The sequence below is a fragment of the Streptomyces sp. NPDC111606 genome (assembly GCF_055656945.1).
On sequence record NZ_JBVKBY010000010.1, the window covers coordinates 409,268 to 431,407 of the forward strand.

Consider the following 22,140-nt stretch of genomic DNA (forward strand, 5'->3'; position numbering starts at 1 on the left):
TCGACCTCAGAACGACCCCGAACAGGGGTCGTTCACGAGGCCAGCCGCCGTTTCCCGACGCTGTGCCCCTCGTTGGGTCGATCGGGTGAATGCGCGGAGGACCGACGGCAAGGGGGCGGGTGTGCGACAGGAAAGGTCACCGGAAGTCATGGCGGCCGGCTTGACGCTATTGGATGGTGACTGCGACTCGCTGGCGAGCACCAGCCTGTACGGCACCTGCGGCCTCCCCATGGACACGCGGCTGGACCTCGGGCTTCGGACCACCGGGTCCAGGCTCCGGACACGGCCAGGCCGCTCGAGTCCGCTGCCACAGTCAAGTACGGCCGACGCCTCATGAACGCGAAGACGCGTCTCACCGGGCTGATCTATGTACTGCTGGCACTGGTCGGCATGGGCAGTGCGTTGTGGCTGGCCTTCGAGCACCGGTCGGGGGTGGCTGAAACAGGGGTCACGCTCCTGCCCTCGCTGGCGGGGCTGTACTTGGCATGGGCCGGCTTCCGCGCTGATCGTGCCGATGCCTCAATGGACCGGGGTCTGGAGGAGATTGCCGATCAGTTGGCGGTCGCGGTACGCAGTCAGTGGGAGGACGAGGCACGGGTACGTCGTCTCAATGATCCGTATCCGCTGCCTGTCTCCTGGGCGCCGGCAGATCCGGGCTTGATCGAGAGCTGGGCATGGTTGAGGGCGACTGCGGCTGGTTGGCCGGGTGGTCCGCCCTCCGACCCGCAGACATGGGCGTCGGGACCGGGTGAACTCGCGGGGACCGACCTGGAGGTTGTCGATGTGCTCATGCGCAGGGTTCCCACCCGTCGCCTGGTCATCCTCGGATCCCCAGGTTCAGGGAAGACCATGCTGATGGTTCGTCTCCTGCTGGCTATGGTCGAGCAGCGTTCCCCAGGTGGTGCGGTCCCTGTGCTGTTCCCTCTCGCGTCATGGAACCCGGCCGCACAGGGACTCAACGAGTGGCTGGTCGAACGACTGATCCAGGATTACTCCAGCCTACGAAACCCTGCACCAGCCTTGAACAGCATGAACCGGGCTCAGGCGTTGGTGGAGCACCGCCTGATCCTGCCGATCCTGGACGGCCTCGACGAACTGCCCCCGACGTCCCGGACGCTGGCACTTGACGCGATCAACCAGGCCCTGCCAACCCGCCAGGCGCTGGTTCTGTCCAGCCGTGTCGATGAATACCGGCAGGCTCAGTCCCCGGTGGCCGGGGTTCCGGTGAGGCTGGCCGGGGCGGCAGGCATCGAGCTGCAGCCTTTGGCGGTCCCTGCGGCGGCCGGCTACCTGCGTCGTGACGCCGGCGGGGAGAACAGCCTGACAGCCGCTCGCTGGGCGCCCGTGCTTGCCGAACTCGGCTCCGACACCCCCGTCGGACGGGCGTTACACACTCCATTGATGCTGTTCCTCGCACGCACGGTATACAACCCACGTCCCGGCGAGCACTCGGTCAACCTTCCCAACCCGGCCGAGCTCTGTGACATGGACCGGCTGCCCACCAAGGTGGCCGTCGAGCGGCACCTGTTCGATGCCTTCATCCCCGCGGCCTACCGAAGCCTCCCTGGTGCCACGTGCCCTTGGAGCCCACAGTTCGCCGAACAGGTACTGGTGTACCTGGCCCGGCACCTGCAGCACACTCTCCTCGGTATCCCCGACCTGGCCTGGTGGCAACTGCATCAAGCTGTACACCAGCGGGCATACCAGCTGCTCCTGGCGACAACCACCGGGTTGACCGCCGGATTCAGCGTCCTGGGCGTCGGCGCGGGCGTTGGAGTAGGAGTCGGCCTTGCGGCCGGATTTCTGGGCTGGCGCACTGGCGGCAAGCCCAGGCAACTGCCGGCTGTCGCTTTCCACTGGTCCGGGACTGGGTTTGCCCGCGGTCTGGTTCGGGCGGTCGCGTTCGGCCTCGTCCTCATGCTGTCAGCGCGCGTCGACCCCGTGCTCGGCCTCCTGATCGGCTTGTTCCTCGGCCCCCTGGTCGGTAACTGGCTCGGGCACAAGGTTGTGGAGCTGGCCGGACAAGAGACGCAGTCACCTGATCTCGCCTCGGCTGCCGACCCCGAAACGCTTCTCAAGTGGGATCGCCGGGTCTTTTGGCGGCTCATCATCGAGTTCGGGTTCGGCTACGGGATCGTGCTCGCGTTCGGGATGGCGGCGTTGCTCGACAGCGCGGCGATAGTCCCAGTCAGCGTCACCGTCCTTCTCCTCATCCCCGCTTTCGGTGTCTGCGGGGCCTCCACGTATGCCGCCTCGGGGCACTTCACTCTCACCCGCTGCTACCTCGCGCTGCACCGTAAGCTCCCTTTGGATCTCATGGCCTTCCTGGCTGATGCGCATGAGCGCGGTGTTCTGCGACAGGCGGGGGCGGTGTATCAGTTCCGCCACATCGACCTTCAGCACCACCTCGCTCAACGTGTGTCCGCGTCGACCTGATCCAGGGTGGTGACGGCCGGCTGGCCGTGCACACGCACTCTGTCCGCGCCGTGAAGGAGCGAAGGGCATGGCGGGCCCCTCGCTACTGGGGGCGATCGTTCGTTGCACGTCTGACGTGCCGCCTCGCGTGTCGTGCTGTCGATTTCGCACCTGGCACTGGCTTCATGCGTGAGCGATGAGTTTGGGCGGCGGATCAGGTCTGCCCTGACATGACGAGAATCATCGCTGACACCTCGGGCTCTCTTGCTGGCTGCGTCACCGGGCCCGCCCCCAACCCGGGCATCGGCCTGGGCACCGGTGGCGATGCTCTGCACACGTGGGCGTTTTCCGACGACCCCGACGACCGCCGGGCACTGCGCGAGGGGACCGTCCGCTGGGGTGCTGTCGTCCTCGGCCGCCGCCTCTTTGACGTTGTCGACGGGCCGAAAGGCTGGGACGACATGTCCGGTTACGGCGCCCGCGAGGTCGGCAAGCCCGCGTTCGTCGTCGTGACGAACTCGCCGCCAGGGTCGTTGCGGACAATCGAGCTTGACCGGATGTTCGTCACCACCGGTCTGCCCGACGCAGTCACTGCGGCGCGTGAGCGAGCCGAGGCAGCGTCGGACAGCGACCGCGACGCACCTGACCTGCGACGTCTCCCGGTGATCCCATGACCACTCTCAATGCCAACGGGATCGCTTTGGGCATCGAGTCGTTCGGTGACAACGACGCGCCACTCGTCCTGCTCGTGGGCGCGCCGACGATGCTCTCCTGGCCCGACGTGCTGTGCGAGTGTCTCGCCGCCGGCGGGCGCCGTGTGGTGCGCTACGACCTGCGTGATAGTGGGGAGTCGACGACGACGGATCCGGAGTCGCCCGCCTACACCCTGCGCAGCCTCGCCGCCGACGCCGCAGCCCTTGTTGACGCACTCGGCGGGGGCCCTGCGCACCTCGCGGGGATCGGCGTCGGCGGGATGGTCGCCCAGGTGGCCGTGCTCGACCATCCAGACGCGTTTTCGGCGCTCACTCTGGTCGGCACCCGCGCGGTCGCGCCCGGCGCACCCGACGATGACCTCCCCGACCATGACCAGGCGACGATGAGCCGACTGTTCGCGCGTCCGATGCCCGATTGGACCGACCGCGAGGCGGTTGCGGAGTTCGCCGCCGCAGGCGCGCAGATCCTCGGCGACGACCCGGTCGCCGCGGGCGCAGTCGCTGCGCGCATCTGGGACCGCACGCCCGGCACCGCACCCGCGGTCCAGATGGCCAACCAGATGGGCATGGTGTTTTCCAGACTCGACTGCAATCCCCGCTGGCGCGAGCGCCTGCCCGAGATCGAGGTGCCCACACTCGTCGTGCACGGCCGCCGAGACCGGTTCTTCCCGGTCGGCAACGGCGAGGCGATCGCGCGCGAGATCTCCGGGGCACGGGTGCTCGTCCTCGAGGAGGCCGCCACTGCGATCCCTGATGCGGCGGTCGGCGGGGTCGCCGAGGCGATGCTCACGCTCGGATAGGGGCGGTGGGTGCCGCGCGGGTCTGGCCTCCGTGCGCCCGTGGACGGCGGAGGCCCGATCCAGCAGCGCCCGCAATCGGCACGCCCAGATGCGAGGTTTTGCAGGTAGTTTGTCTCGATCCATGGCCCGTCGGCCCACGGCTCCTGCCGTCAGCGCTCCACTTCGAGCGTCGTAGTCACCACGGAAGCGAGGCCGCAACCAATTGGAGCACTTCCGACCGCCCGGCCCCACCAGTGTCCAGTACTCACCGGACCTGATCCTGGCCGGCAGTGCCGAGCGCGGGCTCGCGCTCTCGCTCGGGCGGTGGCGGGACGGTGGCGGTCTCCACGCCGATGCGGGGCAGGTGTAGGTCGAGGGGACGGGGTATCCACCAGGCGGCGCGGCCCAGCAAGGCCATGACAGCGGGGACGAGCACCATCCGGACGACTGTGGCGTCGAGCACGATGGCGGTCGCCAGGCCCAGGCCCATCATCTTGACCAGGGGCGAGGGGTTGGCGACGAAGCTCAGGAAGACCACTGCCATGATCAGTGCCGCGGAGGTGATCACGCGACCGGTGACCGAGATGCCGCGGGCCACCGACTCGATGGTGTCTCCCGTGGCGTCGTACTCTTCGCGGACGCGTGAGAGCAGGAACACCTCGTAGTCCATGGACAGGCCGAAGAGGACTGCGAAGAAGATCGTCGGCAGGGGCGAGGCTATCGGCAGAGTCTCCTCCAGGTTGAACAGCCCGCTCAGCCAGCCCCATTGGAATACGGCTACCACGACGCCGTACGCGGCGCCGATGGACAGCAGATTCATGACGGTGGCCTTCAGGGGGACCGCGATGGAGCGGAACACCAGCATCAGTAGCAGGAACGACATCACGAGGATCGTGGCGATGAACACCGGTAGCGTGTCGGCGAGTTGGTGGGTGAGGTCGTCGGTCATCGCGGTGAGGCCCGACACGGCGACATTGTCGGGGGCGAGGTCGCGGACGCGTGCGAGGGTGTCGGAGGTCGCGGCGTCGGCGGGTGCGGTGGTCGGGATCGTGGGCAGCACGACCGTGTCCTTGGCCGCGGAGAATTGGGGCTCGCCGACCGACGCGATGCCGGGGTCGTCGGCAAGGCGCCGAGCCAGGTCGGGGATGCCCTCGGCGGCCACTCCGGGGCTACGGAGGTCTGCGACGATCAGCAGAGGGGCGTTGAAGCCGGGGCCGAACCCCTCCGCCAACAGGTCGTAGGCGCGGCGGTGGGTGGTGCTGGTCGCGTCGTTGCCCGCGTCGGGAAAACTCGTGTCCATACGTAGTGCCGGAATCGTCAGTGCCAGCATCGCTGCTGACGCGGCGAGGAGGTACGGCCACGGCCGACCGGAGACGTGGTGGGCGAACCGCCACCATGCCGTCGTCTCAGGTCCCGCGGACTTCTTCGCACGGCTCGTTCGGAGGCGTCGGCGCCGCTGCTTGTGGATACGGTCGCCCAGCAGGGACAGCAGCGCCGGCAGTAGCGTCAGGGCGGTCGCCACGGCGAACAGCACGACCAGCGAAGTGCTCAGGCCGATCGAGGTCAGAAAGCTCAGGCCGGTCACCGCGAGCGCGCTCATCGCCACGATGACCGTGCCGCCGGCGAACAGGACGGCCGCACCCGACGAAGCCATGGCGTTCGACAGGGCGGTGGAGCTGTCCTGGCCGGCGGCGCGGTTCTCGCGGCAGCGCGCCACGATGAACAGGGCGTAGTCGATGCCGACACCCAGGCCGATCATCGCGCCGATCGTGGGCGCCGCGGGGGACACGTCCATCGTATGAGCCAGCAGCGCGACGCTGCCCAGACCGGCGGCGACGGCGGCCAGGGCGAGCGCGATGGGGACCAGCGCGGCAACGATCGTGCCGAATGCCACGATCAGGATGACCAGGGCGGTCAGCAGGCCCGCCGCCTCCGCGCCGGATGTCGGCGTCTCGGCCTTGATGAAGACGGCATCGCCGCCGAGTTCGGCGACGACACCGTTCCCGCGTACGGGTTCGATCGCGCGGCCCAAAGCCGTGATCTGCCCGGGAGTCACCTCCATCGCCGGTACGTCGAAGGCGACTTGGGCGAAGCCGATCCGTCGGTCCGGCGAGACGGTCCCGGCGGTGAAGGGATCGGTGACCGTGGCGACGTGCTCCACGTCGGCGATCCTGGCGACCGCAGCCTCGATCGCAGCCCGGTGGCTGTCGATCCGTTCTCCTTCCGGCGTGGCGAATACCGCCATGGCGTTGCCGCCGGACGCTTCCGGGAAGCGTTCTTCGAGCAGTTCCATCGCCTCCTCGCTCTGGCTGCCGGGAGCGACGAGATCGTCGACGAACGAGCCGCCGGCCACGGCGGCGAGAGGCAGTAGGAGGGCCAGTGCGGCCACCCAGGCCGCGAGGGTCACCCACGGCCGGCGGGCGCTCGCGTCGCCGATGCGGCGCGTAAGTCGGTTCATGTCTGGGGCTCCTGTGGGGCGGCCGCCGAGCGGCGGCACGGGGTGTGAGGCGGCCGCCGAGCGGCGGTACCGGGCGTGGACGGTTGCCGACCGGCGCCAGGTTCGGCACACGGAGGCAGGAGGCTTGAGGGGTTCCATCGTGGGCGCCGGCCTCGGGCCCGTCTCCCGCCGCCAGGGGGGTTCGGCCCTCCCGCGGCCGACGGGAAGAACGGAGCGGTGTCTCCACCCGGGGACGGAGGGCCATATCCGTCCGCAGACGGGTGACGGTGCCTCGGAGCTGGAAATACGATGACCTGTCCGGTGCGCTCCCCATTACCCGCGCCAGGGCACTGGACCTCCCTTCATGGAGCGACGATGAACAGCACGGCGCGGCACACCGAGACGCCGGGCCGCAACGTGCCGGGCTGGTTCCGCGACCCGTTCACGCGTTGGCCACGCGGCGCCGACGCCGTCCTGGCGACGGCGCTGTTCCTGCCGACGATGTTTCTGGAGGAGGCTCCGGGGGACGGGCTGGCCGTCCGCCCGGTCTCGGGCATCCTCCATCCCGCGCTCCTGCTCTTCCTGGTGGCCGGCGCGGCGATGTACCGCCGTCGGAGCAGGCCGGTCGCGGTGCTGTGCGTGGTCCTCGTCGCGTGGGCCGTGACCCTGGGAAGCAGCCACTCCACCCTGGGCGGGACGGTGATCCTCGCGCTGTACAGCGTCGGGCGGCACGCCGAGGACAACCGGTGGGGCCCCCTCGGCGTCGTCGCGGCCATCGCCGTGCTCACGATCGACGGCGTGCTCCTTTCCGTCCCCTGGGAGGACATCGGCTTCGGCGCGTTCGTCATGTCCGGGGCCTGGTACCTCGGTCGGCGCCTACGGCTACGTGCCGAGCGTGCCGCCCGGCTCCTGACGGAGCAGGCCGCCGAAGCACGGCGGATCGTGACCGAGGAGCGCACCCACATCGCCCGTGAACTGCACGACGTGGTCGCCCACCGGGTGAGCATGATGACGGTGCAGGCCGGTGCGGCCCGTATGGTGGCGGCCGAGGATCTGCAGGGCGCCCTCGAAGCAATGGCCGCGGTAGAGGAAGCAGGACGCCAGGCGCTGGACGAACTGCGGCACCTGCTGGGAGTGTTGCGGCCGGACGCCGGGCGCGACGGGCTGGGTCCCCAGCCGGGCCTGGCCGATCTGCCCCGGCTCGTGGCCGAGGTCCGCGAGGCGGGTCTGGAGGTCTCGGTCTCAGGCAACGTCCTGGGTCCCATCCCGGCCCGCCTGGATCTCTCGGCGTACCGAATCGTCCAGGAGGCCCTGACCAACGTGCTGAAGCACAGCGGACCTGGCACCCGCACCGAAGTGCACCTGCGCGGGGAAGGCGACGGCATCACCATCGAGGTGTTCGACGACGGCCGAGGCGCCGCCGTGGGGCCCGTGGGGACGATCCACGAGAGCCGATCGGGCCACGGCATCGTCGGCATGCGGGAACGAGCCCTTCTGCTCGGCGGAACCCTCGACGCACAGCCACGCCCCGGTGGAGGATTCCGGCTCACCGCCCATTTGCCCACCAAGGGAGAACCCACGTGACGATCCGCGTCGTCGTCGCCGACGATCAGGCGCTGGTACGCCGGGGCTTCACCATGATTCTCCGGGTCCACCACGACATCGAGGTCGTGGCCGAGGCGGGCACGGGTCTCGAAGCGATCGAGGCGGCCCGCCGGCATCACCCGGATGTGATCCTCATGGACATCCGCATGCCCGAAATGGACGGACTCGAAGCGACCTCGCGGATCCTGCAGGAGGCCGACTGGGGAGCGCGGGTACTGATCCTGACGACCTTCGACCCGGACGAGTACGTCTACAAGGCGTTGCGCTCCGGCGCCAGCGCCTTCGTACTCAAGGACATTCCCCCCGAACAGTTGGCCACCGCCGTACGCACCGTGGCCGAGGGCGGGACGCTGCTGGCCCCCTCGATCACCCGGCGCTTCATCGACCGGTTCGCGCAGCGCCGCGTCAACACCGTCGCCGCGGCCCGCCTGGAACGCCTCACCGGCCGCGAACGCGAGATCATGACCGCCGTAGCCCGGGGCGCGAGCAACGCGGAGATCGCCGAGCAACTTGTCATCGGAGCCGCCACGGTCAAATCACACGTGTCGAGCATCCTCACCAAACTCGGCCTGCGCGACCGGATCCAGATCGTGATCTTCGCCTACGAAAGCGGCCTCATCGAAGCGGGCGACCACGATGTCGGCCACTGAATCAAGAACTGGCCCGCCCTTCTCAACCGATTCCTTGCCGAAACCAGACTGATCCATGCCGTCACAGGAACAGCGGCCGTTGGTGGGGCGCTACGACGGCTCCTGCGGCTCTACTGGGCCTGCACCCAAGGAAGTTGTCGCCAAGCCCAATCCGGTAGGCGCGTGGGCTTGTCCCCGGCGGCGATGCCACGCAGGGACGCGACTTTGCCGCCGCTGACGTTGAAGGCTTTCGAAGGCTGCGGCGCCCACGCCCCTGTCGTCGACCACGGCCAGGACGGCCGGGGTCCCGGAGGCAGCAGTCTGGCCGCCTCCGGGACGTCGCATGTCAGATGACGCCCGCGTGTCAGATGGCGCCGGGGATCGCGCGAGCCTGGAACGCGGCGCGGACCGCGTCCGCCGCGCCCTTGCCGTACATCTTCTGCGCCGTCGCAACCGTCGTATGCGCGGCAGCCGCGAAGCTGGTGTCGGGAGCGAAGCCGAATTGGGCGTTGACGATGATCCGGTCGGCGACGCGCGGGCCGAGGGCGGTGCGGATGTCGAGCAGCGCTCGAGACCAGATCTCGCCGTCCGCGTGGACCTCGCCGACTCGGTCCGCGTACGTCTTGTCGGAGTCGATCCGGCGCAGACAGTGCGGGGCGTCGCTGTACGTGACGGAGTCCCAGTCGGCGACACAGGCGACGTCGGCTTTCAGAGGCCAGCCGTACCGTGTGGCGGCGTGCTCGCCGACGGCGACGGCCAGGTAGTCGCCGAAGGCCTCGCCGATGGAGCCGGCCTCCACGGAGCTGCCGAAGCCGGGCACCTGGGCGTGGTGCACGGCATGGCCGTACTCGTGCACAACGACCTCGGCGTCCTCGGCATCGTCCACGCCGCCCTTGCCGAAGCGGATCTCGGCCTTCTTGTCGGTGAAGAAGGAGTTGTCGGCGCCCCACTGGTTGATGCGAACCGGCTGCACCCGGTCGTTGGCGCCGGGCAGCTCGCTGCCGAAGCCGAGGCCCTGCAGGTACTCCTGCGCCTCGTTGACCCAGAAGTAGGCCATGACCTGCTCGAACTGGTCGTCGTGCCGGTCGTACGAGGTGGCGTCGGAGATCCGCGCGGAGGCGCCGGTGTCGGAGCGGACCGAGGCCCAGCGGCCGGAGAGGCCGCCGCTGCCGTCGAGGTTGCGCAGCGCGACGGTGGCGTAGGCGGTGGCGGGGACCGCGGCGGCAACGTCTTTGCCGTCGGTGAGGGTCTGATCGCCCGAGGACTGAACGGGGTTGACCATGAAGACCCGGGCCTGCGGGCCGGCCACGGTGGGGACGGTTCCCGTGGCGGAGGCCGAGCCGGTCGTGACGATCAGGGCCACGGTGGCGGTGGCTATGGCGAGCAGACCGCGGGGTGTGCGGAGAGCCATGTACATCCTCCCGTTGCGGGTGGCGTGGAAGTGGTGGCGTGGTGCGGGCGCGATCTTCGCGCACCGACCCCGTGTTTGACCAGGTCCATGGCAAGCCGCCGTCCCGGCTCGGCCGTCTCAGGGCGGGGACGGATGTACTGAACCCGACACGATTGCCCTTCGTGCGCGGTTACAGCCGAGGTCGGATCCTCGACGATCCGCAACCTTTTGTTGCGCATCGGCATCCGTGCGGCGTATGCTGATGTGCAACCAAAGGTTGCGAAAGGGACGGGTCATGGAGTACGGCAGCATCGAGCGCGACATCCACGTCGACGCGCCACCCGAGGTGGTCTTCGAGGTCATCAGCCGCCCGGAGCACATGCGGGAGTGGTGGCCGGACGAGGCCAGGTTCGAACCCGTGGCAGGGGCGCCCGGCGAGCTCTTCTGGCGCGACGACGCGACCGGCGAGACGATGACGGTCGCGCTCACCGTCGTCGAGGTCGACCCGCCGTCGCGGTTCTCCTTCAGGTGGTGCTACTCCGGCGCAGACCGCGACGGGGACTCGCTGCTGGTCACCTTCGATCTGGTGGCGAGGGACCAGGGGACCCTGGTGCGGATGACCGAGACCGGGTTCCGCGAGATGGGCTGGGAGATCGCCGTCCTCGAAGAGCAGTACCGCGATCACACGAGTGGCTGGGACCTCTACATCCCCAGGCTGGGCGCGTACATCACACGGTTGGTGTCGACCCCATGAGCACGGCCGAGAACGACGAGTTGTGGTCGGCAATCGGTGACCCGACCCGGCGCACACTCATTGATCTGCTCCTCGCGTCCGGAACCGGCACGGCCACCTCACTGAGCGCGGGACTCCCACTCACGCGACAGGCCGTGTCGAAACACCTCGCCGTTCTCGACCGCGTCGGGCTGATCCATGCGGAGCAGGCCGGCCGCGAGCGGCACTACCGGATCGACCAGGCGCAACTCGCTCGCGCCGCCGCGCAACTGGCCACGGTCGGGGCCGCCTGGGACGCCCGACTGCGCCGGATCAAGAGCATCGCGGAGGCGATCGCACGCAGCCGCAACGACACTGAAGGAGCATGACCATGGTCGATATCCTGCATCGGATCGGCGCCGTCGCGCCGCTGGACGACGTCTACCGGGCCATCGCGACGCCCGAGGGCATCGCCGGCTGGTGGACGACCGACACCACCGGCAAGAGCGAAGTCGGCGGCACGCTGGCGTTCCGGTTCGGTGACGTCGGTGGCTTCGACATGGAGATCCTGGAACTCGACCCGGTCGGCCGGGTGCGGTGGCGCGTCACGGAGGGCCCCGAGGAGTGGATCGGTACCGAGATCGACTGGAGCATCAGCCGTCGCGAGGACTACACGATCGTCCTGTTCAGGCACGAGGGCTGGCGTGAGCCGGTCGAGTTCATGCACCACTGCAGCACGAAGTGGGCGATCTTCCTCATGAGCCTCAAGGAGTACGTGGAATCCGGACACGGCAGGCCGGCGCCCGACGACGTCCGGATCAGCGACTGGCACTGACAGGGGGAGCGGAGCACCGCACCGTGGCGGCGTGCCCGGAAACGACGCCACGGCCACCGCTGGGTGAGGTGTGCAGAACGCGCGTGGTCCGACGTACCTGCCTCGACGGCTCCGGCACGGCCGGCGGGGGAGGAGGACCGGGCGTCGTCGAAGCCGCACGCGGACGCGGGTACCGGAACCGCAAAGCTGTCTTTCCCGATCACGTACACGGATGAGTCGATTTCGTCGGAAGATCGCAGGGAAGCGCCGAAGCGCCGGGCCTGGCAGACCGTGCGCCACGTTGGGGGGAGATTGTCGTGCAGGATGAACTGACCGTCCGCCGGATACTGGGGGACCAGCCGTTCGCAGAGATCGGCCGGCCCGTGTGGGCGGTGACCGACGAGCGTCACGGCTGCGTCATCGCGGCCGGCGACCTCGGGCACGTCATGTGGCGCGGTACGGGCGACTGGCTCGGCCACCGGATCGGCGTGTACGAGGCCGGCACCCTCCGTCCGCGCCACATCGTCGCCTCCCGCTACTCCGCGTGCGCCATCGAACCTCACCCCGAGCTGCCGCTCGTTGCCATCGGCACCGGCCGCTACGACGGCTCTTGGGACTTCCAGGGAGAGCTGCTCCTGCTGCACCTGGAGACCGGGTGCGTGACGAACCTGCTCAGCAAGAGCCGCCAAGTGCGCCACCTGCGGTGGCTGGAGGACGGCAGGCTCGCGATGCTGCTCTCCCCCGAGGACAAGGACGGCGGCTTCCAAAAAGGCTTCGAGCTGGCCGTCGCGGTGGACGACTGGCTGTCTGCTCCGGCCGGTCTGGTCGACCCCGACGACGCACGCCATCCGATGGTCGAGAGCGGGCTCCTTCACGACCCCCGCGTAGAGGATGCCCTCGCGCGGCTGACGGACGGCCGGTGGCGGCGCCGGGCGGAGGTGCGGGACCTGGCGGTGCTGGCCGACGGCCGGGTGCTCGCCACCGGGCGCCACACGGACCTCGAATGCTGGGATTCGTCAGGTGCGCCGGCGTGGGCCCTTCCCGCGGACGGTGAGGGGAGCGTACGGGTCGAGGCGGCCCCTGACGGCGAGTCGGCGTGGGTGACGTACCGGGGCTACCAGCGCGACGAGGTGACGGGTCGACGGGTCGACCGCGCGGTGACCGTTCGGCGGATATCGACGGCCGACGGCGGTGCGTTGGACTGCGTCGAGGTGCCGTCGGCCCCCGCACTGTGCGCCGCGGACGAAGGCTGGCTCGCCTGGCGCCCGCAAGGACGCGACGCATCCGCCGCGCTGCTGCTCGACCCCACGCACCGGGAGGCGGCACGCCTCGGCCTCGCCCCCAGCCGCTCCAACTCCCCGGCGCTGCGGGTCAGACACAGCGCACGTCTGCTGTACGTGGACGGCCCGGGCCCGGAGGACGACGCGCCGTGGATCCACGTGATCGATCCTCCGGGCGCCCACGGCCCCGCCACCCTGCGCGCCCTCTTCCCGTTGCGCTGGGACCCGGCGTCGCCACGCCAGCCCTGGTACGGCCCCGCCGTCGAGCTGACGGACACCCTCGTCCACGCGGGCCGGTCGTATGAACGGGGCGCCACCTACACGGACGCCCGCGAGGGCACGTACGTCGTGAGCCGCCGACTGCCGGACGGCGAGGCGCGCTGGGTGTACGACACCGACAAACCGCTTGCCGATCTCGACGGCGACGAGCGGAGCGTGTACGTCGTGTATCTCACCGGCGAGGTGGAGACCTTGGACGCGGCCACAGGAGAGGTGCGAGCCCGGCACACCCTGCGCGCGCACGGCCACCCGGTCACGCCGGTGTCCGCCGCGTACCGGGCGGAGCAACAGCGGCTTGTCGTGGGGACGGTGGACGGGCGGATCCTGGACTGCTCGGTCCGGGATTGACCAGGTCGGCTGCCACCGCCCGCCACGACGATGTGCCAACTGTCCCCGCAGCCCTCTCCGAGGCCGGCGACGCACAGCAGAGCTGCTGCCAGCAGTGGGCGGTCGCACATGGTGAGGTGACCCGGACGAGAGCGGCGCGGTCGGAACGGTCTGCCAAGATCAAGTTCGAACGGATGAGCACGATCAGTGCCCCTCCGCGCGGACACGATCGGCGATGCCAAGTGTCAGCGCCTGGGCCTGGTCCTCAAGGTTCCATTTCCCGTCGCGATAAGCGTGGTTGCTGACCCAGAACACGAGGACGCCGTCGCGCAGGGACCGGCTCAGGAGCCCCAGGGACCAGTCGTTGCCGCCTGAGTGCCAGGCGAGACGGCCATCCGGGGAGTCGGCAATGCTCCAGCCGTAGGCGTGCGAGTTGTCTGATCCCGGCTCAGGTATACGAGGTTCGAAGAGCTTGTCCCTGGCCCGTGTCGGCAGGATCTCGTCACCCAGGAGCGCACGGTGCCAACGGAGCATGTCCTGGGCCGAGGAGAGCATGCCACCGTTGCCGCGCAGGTTCCAGTACGGTCCGTCGGCGGCCCAGGGGTGGTCCAAGGGCCTGCCCTTGCTGCGCCCCTTGCTGTCGTACTCCACCGCGACCAGGTGCCGCGGCCAGCGGGGCAGCACGTATCCGGTCTGGTCCATCCCTGCCGGGGCGAACAGGCGCCGGGCCAGGAACCGTTCGTACGTTTCCCCCGACGCCTCCTCGACGATCGCGGCGAGCAGGCTGTAGCCGGTGTTGGAGTAGTGGAACTCCTTGCCCGGGGCGGACCGCAGCCTCGACGACAAGGCCCGGCGCACCAACTCCTCCCGCGTCAGGGGGTCGTAGTCATCGCCGAGTGCCTCGACCAGCCCCGACGTGTGCGTGAGCAGGTGCTCGATCGTGATGCCGCGCTTGTCCTCGGGCACGAGCCTCCCGCGCCCGAGGTACCCGCTGATCGGATCGGTCACCCGGAGCCGGCCCATCACCTCCAGCTTCACGATCGCCGCCGCGGTGAACTGCTTCGTCATCGACATGACGTCGTACACGGTCCGGCAGCTCGCGGGGGTGCCCGCGGCTCGGTCCGCCGCTCCGAATCCGCCGCAGTACGCGAGCCGGTCGCCGCGCGCGGCGATCACGGTGCCACTGGGCCCCGCGGGCAGGGTACGGCTGAGGAAGTCGGCGACCGACTCCCCGTCCCGGGACTGGGACTTCGGGTCGCGCACCTCCGGCGCTCCGGCACCTGGCCCTTCGGCGCACCCGCCGAGCATCAGCAGAACAGCGACGGCTGCGGCGATCGCCGTACGGCTGCGGTGGCGGTGGCGGGACAAAGTCGCACCCATAGGACCCATAGGACCTCCAACTTCGGGATTCCGCCCCGAGGTTGACCCCAATCTCGCCGTCCCTCAAGCCATTATGGTGTTCGAGCTTGTGCGAGCCCGTGTACGTCCAGGTCAACAGGGGGAACCACGATGACCACAGCACCACCCGCACCCGTCGACACCGACGCGGTCGCCTTCGTGGCGGCGCTCCGCCGCCTCAAGGCCTGGTCGGGCCTGAGCTACCGCCAACTGGAACGCCGCGCCACGGAAGCCGGCCATACTCTGCCCTACTCCACGGCAGCGACCATGCTCGGCAGGGACCGGCTGCCCCGTGCGGAGTTGGTGGACGCGTTCGTGGCGGCCTGCGGGGTGGGGGCAGACGAGGCCGAGGCATGGCTGGATGCACGCGTGACGATCGCGTGCGGCGGGCGGCCTGCCGAGACCACGCTCACGACACGGAACAGAAGCTCCTGGCAGCCTCGTTGGGCGCTCGCAGTGGCCGCGGCGCTTGTCACCGCGCTCCTCGGTGGGGCTTCGGCGGCCGGCGCCTTCACCGACGAAGTGGAGGTCGACGACACGCGGACCTCACTTCAACTGTCGCGTTCCTGACGAGCGGCCCCCGGCGCGGCAGGTCGGTCCCGACGCAAACGCTGCGTGGAGCCACTTCCGGTGGCTATCGGTCCCAACCTGCCGCCCACCGTTCGCGGTCGGTCTCTGGAATGCCCGGGGTCAGCACCGCCGCCACCGCCAGGTGCGTCAGAGCGTGGGGGACCCGGGTGCCGCCGTCGTCCCATGCTGTCGCCGATGAACGGCAGGTAAGACACGGTCAGGACGGTGGCCGCGGCCGTACCGGTCCGGATGGCGCGGGCGTGCGGCGCCCCGAACCGCTCAGGGGCAGCCGGCACCGCCGCCCGGACAGCATGCGAACAGTGCGACGACCGCTACTGGCACGACGCATGGTGGAGCGTCTGCTCGCCGTCGGCGCTCGTGTGGCCATCCCCGCGCGGGTGCTGGGAGCAGATGATCGAGGCCAGGCGGGCGGTGCCGGCGGGGGAGCCATCCCTGCGGGGGCGGGGATGCAGCGGCGTCACCGGCAGGCCGGTTGGTCGTGCCGGTAGTGGTTGAAGGTGTAGGTGTGGCCGTCCTTGTTTTCGAGGGTCCAGCCATCGAGGTTGATGGTGTGGCGGGTGGTGTTGGTGAGTTCGACCATTCGCCGTTGAGTGAGTGGTTGGAGTAGGTGTCGCGGCCGGGGGAGTCGTACTGGACAGTCGTGATCTCCACCTACGCCCCCAGGGGCGGCATGATCCCCCGGAGGGCCACTGCGGGCTGCGCTGGGGAAGGCACGTCAGCAGGAGGAGCACCGCTCCGAACGCGAGTTGCTCCGTCGCACGGCGACCGGCAGCGTGAACCAGCCGATGTCGGCCAGCCTTCCCACCCGAAGTGCCCGAGCGCCCGAGAGAGAGCACGCGCTGTCGGCACCCACGGGGGGTCGGCCGTCCGCGCTGCCGCCCCGACCTGCGCTTACACTGAGCCTGTAGGGGACGTTCTTGACGTACCGGAACCACCGTGCGCTATCAGCGGATGCTCGTACCGGCCCTCGCCCTGGTCCTCGTAATGGTGCCCACGATCTCCGCGCGGGCACAGGGTGAGGAACTCCCGCGCGGCCCGTCCTTCGCCGCGCGCGCCCTGCAGGCGCTGATCGACGGCATTCAGTTCGGGGTGATCATCGCGATCACTTCAGTCGGGCTCTCGCTGATCTTCGGCACCATCCACCTGATCAACTTCGCGCACGGTGAGTTCGTCACGATCGGCGCCACTGTCGCGTTCTTCCTCAACGTCTCCGCAGCCGGGCCGGGCTGGCACCTTATCCCCGCCGCCCTCGCCGCGGTGGCCTTCGGGGCCTTGCTGGGCGGGGCTGTCGACCGTGGCCTCTGGCGCCCCCTGCGAGCCCGGGGCACCGGGCTGATCAACATGTTCATCGTCACCATCGGGCTCTCGCTGCTGCTGCGCCACGTTGTCCTCGTGCTGTACGGGACCCGGCCTGCCTCCTACGCCCAGTACGACATCCAGAGCGCGATCGGCCTGGGCCCGGCCGGCATCACCCCACGCGACCTCACCGTCACCGTGCTTGCCGTGCTGGTGCTGCTCGGCATTGCCGCTCTCCTGCAGAAGACGCGGATCGGCACGGCCGTCCGGGCTGTCTCCGCCAACCGTGACCTCGCGGAGGCGTCGGGCATCGACGTACAGCGGGTGGTCCTGTTCGTGTGGATGCTCGCCGGCGGACTGGCCGCACTCGGAGGGGTCTTCTTCGGACTGGTCGAGATCGTCACGTGGGACATGGGCTTCAAGCTCCTGCTGCTCATGTTCGCCGGAGTCATCCTGGGAGGGCTCGGCTCCGCCTACGGCGCCATGGTCGGCAGCCTCGTCATCGGCATCGTCGCCCAGATGTCCACCTTGTGGTTCCCGGTCGACCTGCAGTACGCGTGGGCGTTGCTGGTTCTCATACTCGTCCTCCTCGTCCGCCCGCAGGGCATCCTCGGCCGGGCCGAACGCATCGGGTGAGGAGTGAGCCATGGACATCTCCGCCATCCTCTCCGACGCCCTGCGCTCGGGAATCGGTCCCATCGCCGCCGTCTACGCGCTCGCCGCGATGGGTCTGAACCTGCACTTCGGTTACACGGGGCTGCTGAACTTCGGCCAGGTCGGATTCATGCTGGTCGGCGGCTACGGGCTCGCCATCACGGTGTCGACGTACGGCGGCCCGATGTGGCTCGGCGTGCTGGGTGGGATCGCCTGCGCGATCGTGCTGGCCCTGCTCCTCGGTGTGCCCACCCTGCGGCTGCGCGCCGACTACCTCGCGATCACCACGATCGCGGCGGGGGAGACGCTGCGGCTGTTCTACCGCTCCAACTGGGCCGAGCCGGTCACCGGTGGGGTGTTCGGGCTGCAGAGATTCGCGAACGACTTCTACGAACTCAGCCCCATCGAGCCCGGCACCTACGGTGTGTGGCTCGTAAGGTTCAGTGCCCGCGACCTTTGGGTGATGATCGTCGGATGGGCACTGGTGCTGGTGGTCGCAATTCTGCTCGCCCTGCTGATCCACAGCCCGTGGGGTCGTGTCATCCGGTCGATCCGTGAGGACGAGGTCGCCGCGCGCAGCCTCGGCAAGAACGTCTACGCGTACAAGATGCAGAGCCTCGTGCTCGGCGGCGTCATCGGGGCGGCCGCGGGCATGATGCAGGCGATCCAAGTGCAGTCCGTGAACCCGGACAACTACGATCCAGGTGTCACGTTCTTCCTGTACACCCTGCTTGTCCTCGGCGGCGCCGGGCGGATCCTCGGGCCGGTGGTCGGCTCGATCCTGTTCTGGTTCGTCCTCAGCTTCCTCGACAGCGCACTCCGTCAGGCCATCGACGCCGAGTACATCTCGCCGGACGTCATCAGCACGTCCGAGGTCGGCGCGGTGCGCTTCGCTCTGGTCGGGGTCGCCTTGATCCTGCTGGTCGCGTTCCGGCCCCAGGGCATCCTCGGCAGCCGGAAGGAGATGATGCTCAGTGGCCGCTGACCCTGGCGTTTCCCACACGAACCGGCTCTCCGCGATCGATCCCGAGCCGGGGGTGCGCAAGCCCGCCCCACTGCTCGTGATGGACCAGCTGACCCGTACTTTCGGGGGCCTTGTCGCCGTTCAGGTCGAACACCTGGAGGTACAGCGCGGGACCATCACGGCGCTCATCGGGCCCAACGGTGCCGGCAAGACGACGTTGTTCAACGTGTTGAGCGGGTTCGACCGGGCCGACGGCGGCCGGTGGTCGTTCGACGGACAGCCACTCACCGGCGCCCCGGCGCACCGGGTGGCCAGGCGGGGCATGGTCCGTACGTTCCAGCTCACCAGGACGCTCGCGCGGCTCACCGTGCTGGAGAACCTACTGCTCGCCGCGCCTGGGCAACGCGGCGAAGGGGTGCTGCCCGCGTTGCTGCGACCGCTGTGGCGCGGACAGGAACGCGAGTTCGAGCATCGAGCCGACGAACTGCTGGACCGATTCCGGCTCGGTCCCCTGCGCGACGATCACGCCGGCACGCTCTCCGGCGGTCAGCGCAAACTCCTGGAACTGGCTCGCGCGATGATGACCCGGCCGGTCATGCTCCTGCTCGACGAGCCCATGGCCGGGGTGAACCCCGCGCTGACCCAGTCGCTGCTCGGACACATCAAGCAACTGCGGGACGAGGGGCTGACGGTGTGCTTCGTCGAGCATGACATGGATGTGGTGATGGGCATCAGCGACTGGGTGGCCGTCATGGCTGACGGCCGCCTGGTGGCCGAGGGCCCACCGCACACAATCGGCCGGAACCACGCCGTCGTGGATGCCTACCTGGGCAAGCGGCACGACGAACCCGAAGCGACCGAGGAGAAAGGGAAGGAGAATTAGCGATGTCCGTTGCGGAGCAGGTACCGGTGCTGACGGCCGACGACATCGTCGCCGGCTACGTCCCAGGCGTCGATGTGCTGCGCGGATGCAGCATCGAGGTGCGGCCTGGCGAGGTGGTCGGTGTGATCGGCCCCAACGGCGCCGGCAAGTCGACGCTGATCAAGGCTGTCTTCGGGTTGCTGCGGGTGCGTGGCGGCACCGTGCGGCTGCGCGGTGAGGACGTGACCGGTCGGCCCGCACACGAGCTGGTGCGGCGGGGGGTGGGCTATGTCCCGCAGCTGCAGAACGTGTTCCCCACGCTGACCGTCGAGGAGAACCTTCGGATGGGCGTGTATCTGCGGCCCAAGGACCACACTCGGCGGGTCGCAGCGGTTCGGGACCTGTTCCCCGTACTCGCCGACCGCCGCAAGCAGAAGGCCGGCGCGATGTCCGGCGGCGAACGCCAAATGCTCGCGATGGCCCGTGCGCTGATGATGGAGCCTGAACTGCTGCTGCTCGACGAGCCGTCGGCCGGCCTCTCACCGCTCCATCAGGACCACGTCTTCGACCGGTGCAGAATGATCAACGGCGCGGGCGTCGCCGTGCTCATGGTCGAGCAGAACGCCCGCAGGTGCCTGCAGCTATGCGACCGCGGCTACGTCCTCGATCAGGGCCGCAACGCGTACACCGGCACGGGTACGGCCCTGCTCCACGACGAGAAGGTGATCGAGCTCTACCTCGGGACGCTCGCCCGCGTCCGTTGACTCCCCCTGCCAGGCTGCAGGATCACTGCTCAGCCGTGCTGGTCTCGGTGCGCAGAGTCTGCAGCTTTCCCTCGTCGTCGTAGCCGTACACCTCGATCGACGCCTGGCCGGGTTCGCCCTTGTCCGTGAAGTTGAGAGGACCGCTCACACCGTCGTAGTCGATGTCCCTGCCGTTGGCGATCAGCTCCTTGCAGGCGGCGAACGAGTCGCACTTCTCGCCGTCCTTGGTGATCCCGTTCATCTCCTTCACGTACTCGCCAGGGTCGTCGGACTCCGCCTTCTCGGCGGCGAGCGCGATCGTCGTCACGCAATCGAACACCTGCGGTGCGAACTGCAGCTCCTTGAGATCCGGCGCGAATTCCTGGAGGTCCTTCACGTACTGCTCATTCGACGCCGATGCCGGCGCGGTCCCCTTCATCCCGGAAAGCCTCTCCGGCTCGCCAGGGGCGACGAGCGAGGGCAGTTCCTCGCTGCGCAGTCCGTCGGCGCCGTAGACGCCGATTTGGTCGGGCCCGAGTCCGGACTCGATCATGCCCTGAAGGATCTGGGCGCCTTCCTCGAAGGCAATCACCACGGCGGCGTCCGGCCTGGTGTTCTCCATCTGCTGGACGACCTGGTCGAAGTTGGTCGCCTTCGGGTCGTAGGTCTCGGCGAGCGTCACCGTCGCGCCGCGCTCCTCCAGCGTCTTCCGGGTGGCCTCCATCAGGCCGCGACCGTAGTCGTCCGCCCGTGCGACCATGGCCACCCGGTTGTGACCGTCATCGCGGACGACATCCGCAAGGATGGGTCCCTGGAGCGCGTCGCTCGGGACGGTACGGAAGTAGAAGCCATCGTCCTCGTAGTCGGTGAAGGTGGGAGCGGTGTTCGACCCCGAGCACTGCACGACGCCCGCTCCCGTCACCCGGTCGATGAACGCCAGCGACATGCCGGAAGCCGCAGCGCCGACGATCGCGTCCACGCCTGCCGCCAGGACCCGGTCCGCGGACTGGGCGGCAACGGCCTCCTGGCCGGCCTCGTCACTGGAGACCACATTCGGTACCGACTTGCCCAGAACTCCGCCGGCTTCGTTGATCTTCTGGATGGCGAACTTCAGCGACTCAATCTGGGGTGGGCCGAGGTAGGCCAACTGTCCGGTTTCCGGCAAGACGTAGCCGAACTCGAGCTCACCATCACCAGGCTCGGCTTGGGCAGTGCCCGTCGTACCGCATACGGCTATCACAAGAGCAGCCGCGCTTGCGAAGATCGCGGACCGCCGTATCGACGCTTTCATCTCCGCCTCCGCTCGTCACAGGCGGCGGCGGTCGACTGGCCGGCCGTCCGCCCGCCATCTGTATACGAGCGTAGAACTCATTTGGAGCCCGGAGAAGTGCAAATGTGCACGTTTGCGATTGATGGTGCTTCTCGCCCCGCCGATCCTTGTGGGCGCCGGATGATGGCGCGTCGAATCGACTTCACCGACGCAAGCATGCCGGAAGCCCGACCGCAGGATCGACCTCTCTGTGCGACGGCCGGTCTCGTCTGCCATCCGCCCTGCGCTGAGACGTTGGCACTGGTCCGGCTGTTTGTCACCACGTGCCTCATCGTCATCACCCACCTCACTGGGATGCGCCCGGGCGAGTTGCTCGAGCTGCGCCACGGCTGCTGCGCGGATCCCGGCCCGACGTCTCGGCCGCACCAGCCGACACATGAGCCACGGCCCACGTACGTGAACGCCGCGCGTACGGCAACCAGCACCCCACCGGGTGCGAGCGCGACGCCCCCTGGGCGGCTCACGCCGTGCACGGCGCCATGGCGCCGGGGTCGACGGTGCGCGAGCGGCTGCCGTCCGCCTCTTGAGGCGGCGAGAAGGCCTCCGAGGAGCTGTCGATCGTAACCGCATGCCTGCTGAGCGTCGTGACGACGATGGGGCTCGCCGGCACAGGCTGCTCCGTGCCTATCGATGCCGTGGTCATCGTCCTGATCTGCGGTTTCCTCGCGGCGGTCGGCCTGTGCGTCTGGCTCTTCGGCACCCGCCCGGCACACCCCACAGTCCCGGTCCCGGCTCCCGCGCAAACACCCGTCGTCCAGGGCGCGTCCGGCAGGTCCGGCGGTCGGTGCTGCAAAGCGCCGTGTCCGTACCGGAGTGCGTGTGGCCTTACTGATCGTTTCAGAATGAGGTTCGGAGACGTCTCAAGCAGATGATGCTGCATGCGAGTTGGAGCAGGCCGAGGTGGAGGTCGGCGCGTATCTCG

At 69.0% G+C, this 22,140-nt stretch carries 18 protein-coding genes and 2 pseudogenes; 14 read left to right on the forward strand and 6 right to left on the reverse strand.

Translation table 11 applies throughout. The annotated features are described in order from the left end of the window. The first annotated feature begins 333 nt into the window (after nucleotides 1-333). The 3 genes and pseudogenes from ACZ7M7_RS32850 to ACZ7M7_RS32860 all read left to right on the forward strand — a co-directional run bounded on the left by ACZ7M7_RS32850 (nucleotide 334) and on the right by ACZ7M7_RS32860 (nucleotide 3,928). Nucleotides 334-2,436, forward strand: coding sequence for an NACHT domain-containing protein (locus ACZ7M7_RS32850; RefSeq protein WP_472123256.1), 2,103 nt, complete (start codon nucleotides 334-336; stop codon nucleotides 2,434-2,436). A 209-nt stretch (nucleotides 2,437-2,645) separates the two neighbouring features. Further along, nucleotides 2,646-3,053 (forward strand): annotated as a pseudogene (locus ACZ7M7_RS32855) (dihydrofolate reductase family protein); the annotation flags it as partial. A gap of 32 nt (nucleotides 3,054-3,085) precedes the next feature. Further along, complete coding sequence (locus ACZ7M7_RS32860) at nucleotides 3,086-3,928, forward strand: alpha/beta fold hydrolase (RefSeq protein WP_472123259.1); 843 nt, start codon at nucleotides 3,086-3,088, stop codon at nucleotides 3,926-3,928. Nucleotides 3,929-4,172: 244 nt separating this feature from the next. Here ACZ7M7_RS32860 and ACZ7M7_RS32865 read toward each other — a convergent pair whose 3' ends face one another. After that, on the reverse strand, nucleotides 4,173-6,365 hold the full coding sequence (locus tag ACZ7M7_RS32865; RefSeq protein ID WP_472123262.1) for an MMPL family transporter: 2,193 nt from the start codon (nucleotides 6,363-6,365) through the stop codon (nucleotides 4,173-4,175). A gap of 354 nt (nucleotides 6,366-6,719) precedes the next feature. On the opposite strand from ACZ7M7_RS32865, the gene ACZ7M7_RS32870 reads away from it, so the two are divergent. Both ACZ7M7_RS32870 and ACZ7M7_RS32875 read left to right on the forward strand, forming a co-directional pair. Beyond that, nucleotides 6,720-7,928: a sensor histidine kinase gene (locus tag ACZ7M7_RS32870; RefSeq protein WP_472123265.1), complete on the forward strand. Its 1,209-nt coding sequence runs from the start codon at nucleotides 6,720-6,722 to the stop codon at nucleotides 7,926-7,928. Further along, nucleotides 7,925-8,599 carry a response regulator transcription factor gene (locus ACZ7M7_RS32875; protein ID WP_472123268.1) on the forward strand — a complete coding sequence of 225 codons (675 nt, stop codon included), beginning with the start codon at nucleotides 7,925-7,927 and terminating at the stop codon, nucleotides 8,597-8,599. Before ACZ7M7_RS32870 ends, ACZ7M7_RS32875 begins: the two co-directional genes overlap by 4 nt. A gap of 343 nt (nucleotides 8,600-8,942) precedes the next feature. Here ACZ7M7_RS32875 and ACZ7M7_RS32880 read toward each other — a convergent pair whose 3' ends face one another. Continuing rightward, nucleotides 8,943-9,989 (reverse strand): M4 family metallopeptidase, encoded by a 1,047-nt coding sequence (locus ACZ7M7_RS32880; protein ID WP_472123271.1) that lies wholly within the window; start codon nucleotides 9,987-9,989, stop codon nucleotides 8,943-8,945. A 274-nt stretch (nucleotides 9,990-10,263) separates the two neighbouring features. On the opposite strand from ACZ7M7_RS32880, the gene ACZ7M7_RS32885 reads away from it, so the two are divergent. The 4 genes from ACZ7M7_RS32885 (at nucleotide 10,264) to ACZ7M7_RS32900 (ending at nucleotide 13,401) form a co-directional block, all read left to right on the forward strand. Further along, nucleotides 10,264-10,722, forward strand: a complete 459-nt coding sequence (locus tag ACZ7M7_RS32885) for an SRPBCC domain-containing protein (protein WP_383625014.1) — start codon at nucleotides 10,264-10,266, stop codon at nucleotides 10,720-10,722. After that, nucleotides 10,719-11,069: an ArsR/SmtB family transcription factor gene (locus tag ACZ7M7_RS32890; protein ID WP_383605215.1), complete on the forward strand. Its 351-nt coding sequence runs from the start codon at nucleotides 10,719-10,721 to the stop codon at nucleotides 11,067-11,069. The genes ACZ7M7_RS32885 and ACZ7M7_RS32890 overlap by 4 nt, the downstream gene beginning before the upstream one ends. Then, nucleotides 11,066-11,515 (forward strand): SRPBCC family protein, encoded by a 450-nt coding sequence (locus ACZ7M7_RS32895; protein WP_472123275.1) that lies wholly within the window; start codon nucleotides 11,066-11,068, stop codon nucleotides 11,513-11,515. Before ACZ7M7_RS32890 ends, ACZ7M7_RS32895 begins: the two co-directional genes overlap by 4 nt. Before the next feature lie 296 nt (nucleotides 11,516-11,811). Next, complete coding sequence (locus ACZ7M7_RS32900) at nucleotides 11,812-13,401, forward strand: hypothetical protein (protein WP_472123278.1); 1,590 nt, start codon at nucleotides 11,812-11,814, stop codon at nucleotides 13,399-13,401. A gap of 183 nt (nucleotides 13,402-13,584) precedes the next feature. Here the strand turns inward: ACZ7M7_RS32900 and ACZ7M7_RS32905 are convergent, their stop codons facing one another. After that, complete coding sequence (locus ACZ7M7_RS32905; protein ID WP_472123281.1) at nucleotides 13,585-14,760, reverse strand: serine hydrolase domain-containing protein; 1,176 nt, start codon at nucleotides 14,758-14,760, stop codon at nucleotides 13,585-13,587. 129 nt (nucleotides 14,761-14,889) lie between these two features. Here ACZ7M7_RS32905 and ACZ7M7_RS32910 point away from each other — a divergent pair, with 129 nt between their 5' ends. Continuing rightward, on the forward strand, nucleotides 14,890-15,348 hold the full coding sequence (locus ACZ7M7_RS32910) for a hypothetical protein (protein WP_472123284.1): 459 nt from the start codon (nucleotides 14,890-14,892) through the stop codon (nucleotides 15,346-15,348). 502 nt (nucleotides 15,349-15,850) lie between these two features. On the opposite strand, the pseudogene ACZ7M7_RS32915 reads toward ACZ7M7_RS32910, so the two are convergent. Continuing rightward, a pseudogene (locus tag ACZ7M7_RS32915) lies at nucleotides 15,851-16,020 on the reverse strand (lamin tail domain-containing protein); the annotation flags it as partial. A gap of 285 nt (nucleotides 16,021-16,305) precedes the next feature. On the opposite strand from ACZ7M7_RS32915, the gene ACZ7M7_RS32920 reads away from it, so the two are divergent. The 4 genes from ACZ7M7_RS32920 to ACZ7M7_RS32935 are packed head-to-tail and all read left to right on the forward strand — an operon-like array spanning nucleotide 16,306 to nucleotide 19,909. Continuing rightward, entirely contained in the window at nucleotides 16,306-17,301 is a 996-nt protein-coding gene (locus ACZ7M7_RS32920; protein WP_472123287.1) for a branched-chain amino acid ABC transporter permease, read from the forward strand. Between the two features lie 10 nt (nucleotides 17,302-17,311). Continuing rightward, complete coding sequence (locus tag ACZ7M7_RS32925; protein WP_472123290.1) at nucleotides 17,312-18,304, forward strand: branched-chain amino acid ABC transporter permease; 993 nt, start codon at nucleotides 17,312-17,314, stop codon at nucleotides 18,302-18,304. Then, the gene (locus ACZ7M7_RS32930; protein ID WP_472123293.1) at nucleotides 18,294-19,166 is read left to right on the forward strand and encodes an ABC transporter ATP-binding protein; all 873 of its coding nucleotides are present in this window, start codon (nucleotides 18,294-18,296) and stop codon (nucleotides 19,164-19,166) included. Before ACZ7M7_RS32925 ends, ACZ7M7_RS32930 begins: the two co-directional genes overlap by 11 nt. A 2-nt stretch (nucleotides 19,167-19,168) precedes the next feature. Next, nucleotides 19,169-19,909, forward strand: a complete 741-nt coding sequence (locus tag ACZ7M7_RS32935) for an ABC transporter ATP-binding protein (RefSeq protein WP_472123296.1) — start codon at nucleotides 19,169-19,171, stop codon at nucleotides 19,907-19,909. A 22-nt stretch (nucleotides 19,910-19,931) separates the two neighbouring features. Here ACZ7M7_RS32935 and ACZ7M7_RS32940 read toward each other — a convergent pair whose 3' ends face one another. After that, nucleotides 19,932-21,179: an ABC transporter substrate-binding protein gene (locus ACZ7M7_RS32940; protein ID WP_383605185.1), complete on the reverse strand. Its 1,248-nt coding sequence runs from the start codon at nucleotides 21,177-21,179 to the stop codon at nucleotides 19,932-19,934. 499 nt (nucleotides 21,180-21,678) lie between these two features. After that, nucleotides 21,679-21,828 (reverse strand): hypothetical protein, encoded by a 150-nt coding sequence (locus ACZ7M7_RS32945; RefSeq protein ID WP_472123300.1) that lies wholly within the window; start codon nucleotides 21,826-21,828, stop codon nucleotides 21,679-21,681. Nucleotides 21,829-22,140 lie beyond the last annotated feature (312 nt).

Excerpts from the sequence above, each read along its gene's own strand:
- ACZ7M7_RS32850 (WP_472123256.1), top strand. The coding sequence starts at position 334 with ATGAACGCGAAGACGCGTCTCACCGGGCTGATCTATGTACTGCTGGCA.
- ACZ7M7_RS32860 (WP_472123259.1), top strand. The coding sequence starts at position 3,086 with ATGACCACTCTCAATGCCAACGGGATCGCTTTGGGCATCGAGTCGTTC.
- ACZ7M7_RS32865 (WP_472123262.1), bottom strand. The coding sequence starts at position 6,365 with ATGAACCGACTTACGCGCCGCATCGGCGACGCGAGCGCCCGCCGGCCG.
- ACZ7M7_RS32870 (WP_472123265.1), top strand. The coding sequence starts at position 6,720 with ATGAACAGCACGGCGCGGCACACCGAGACGCCGGGCCGCAACGTGCCG.
- ACZ7M7_RS32880 (WP_472123271.1), bottom strand. The coding sequence starts at position 9,989 with ATGGCTCTCCGCACACCCCGCGGTCTGCTCGCCATAGCCACCGCCACC.
- ACZ7M7_RS32885 (WP_383625014.1), top strand. The coding sequence starts at position 10,264 with ATGGAGTACGGCAGCATCGAGCGCGACATCCACGTCGACGCGCCACCC.
- ACZ7M7_RS32890 (WP_383605215.1), top strand. The coding sequence starts at position 10,719 with ATGAGCACGGCCGAGAACGACGAGTTGTGGTCGGCAATCGGTGACCCG.
- ACZ7M7_RS32895 (WP_472123275.1), top strand. The coding sequence starts at position 11,066 with ATGACCATGGTCGATATCCTGCATCGGATCGGCGCCGTCGCGCCGCTG.
- ACZ7M7_RS32905 (WP_472123281.1), bottom strand. The coding sequence starts at position 14,760 with ATGGGTGCGACTTTGTCCCGCCACCGCCACCGCAGCCGTACGGCGATC.
- ACZ7M7_RS32910 (WP_472123284.1), top strand. The coding sequence starts at position 14,890 with ATGACCACAGCACCACCCGCACCCGTCGACACCGACGCGGTCGCCTTC.
- ACZ7M7_RS32925 (WP_472123290.1), top strand. The coding sequence starts at position 17,312 with ATGGACATCTCCGCCATCCTCTCCGACGCCCTGCGCTCGGGAATCGGT.
- ACZ7M7_RS32935 (WP_472123296.1), top strand. The coding sequence starts at position 19,169 with ATGTCCGTTGCGGAGCAGGTACCGGTGCTGACGGCCGACGACATCGTC.
- ACZ7M7_RS32940 (WP_383605185.1), bottom strand. The coding sequence starts at position 21,179 with ATGAAAGCGTCGATACGGCGGTCCGCGATCTTCGCAAGCGCGGCTGCT.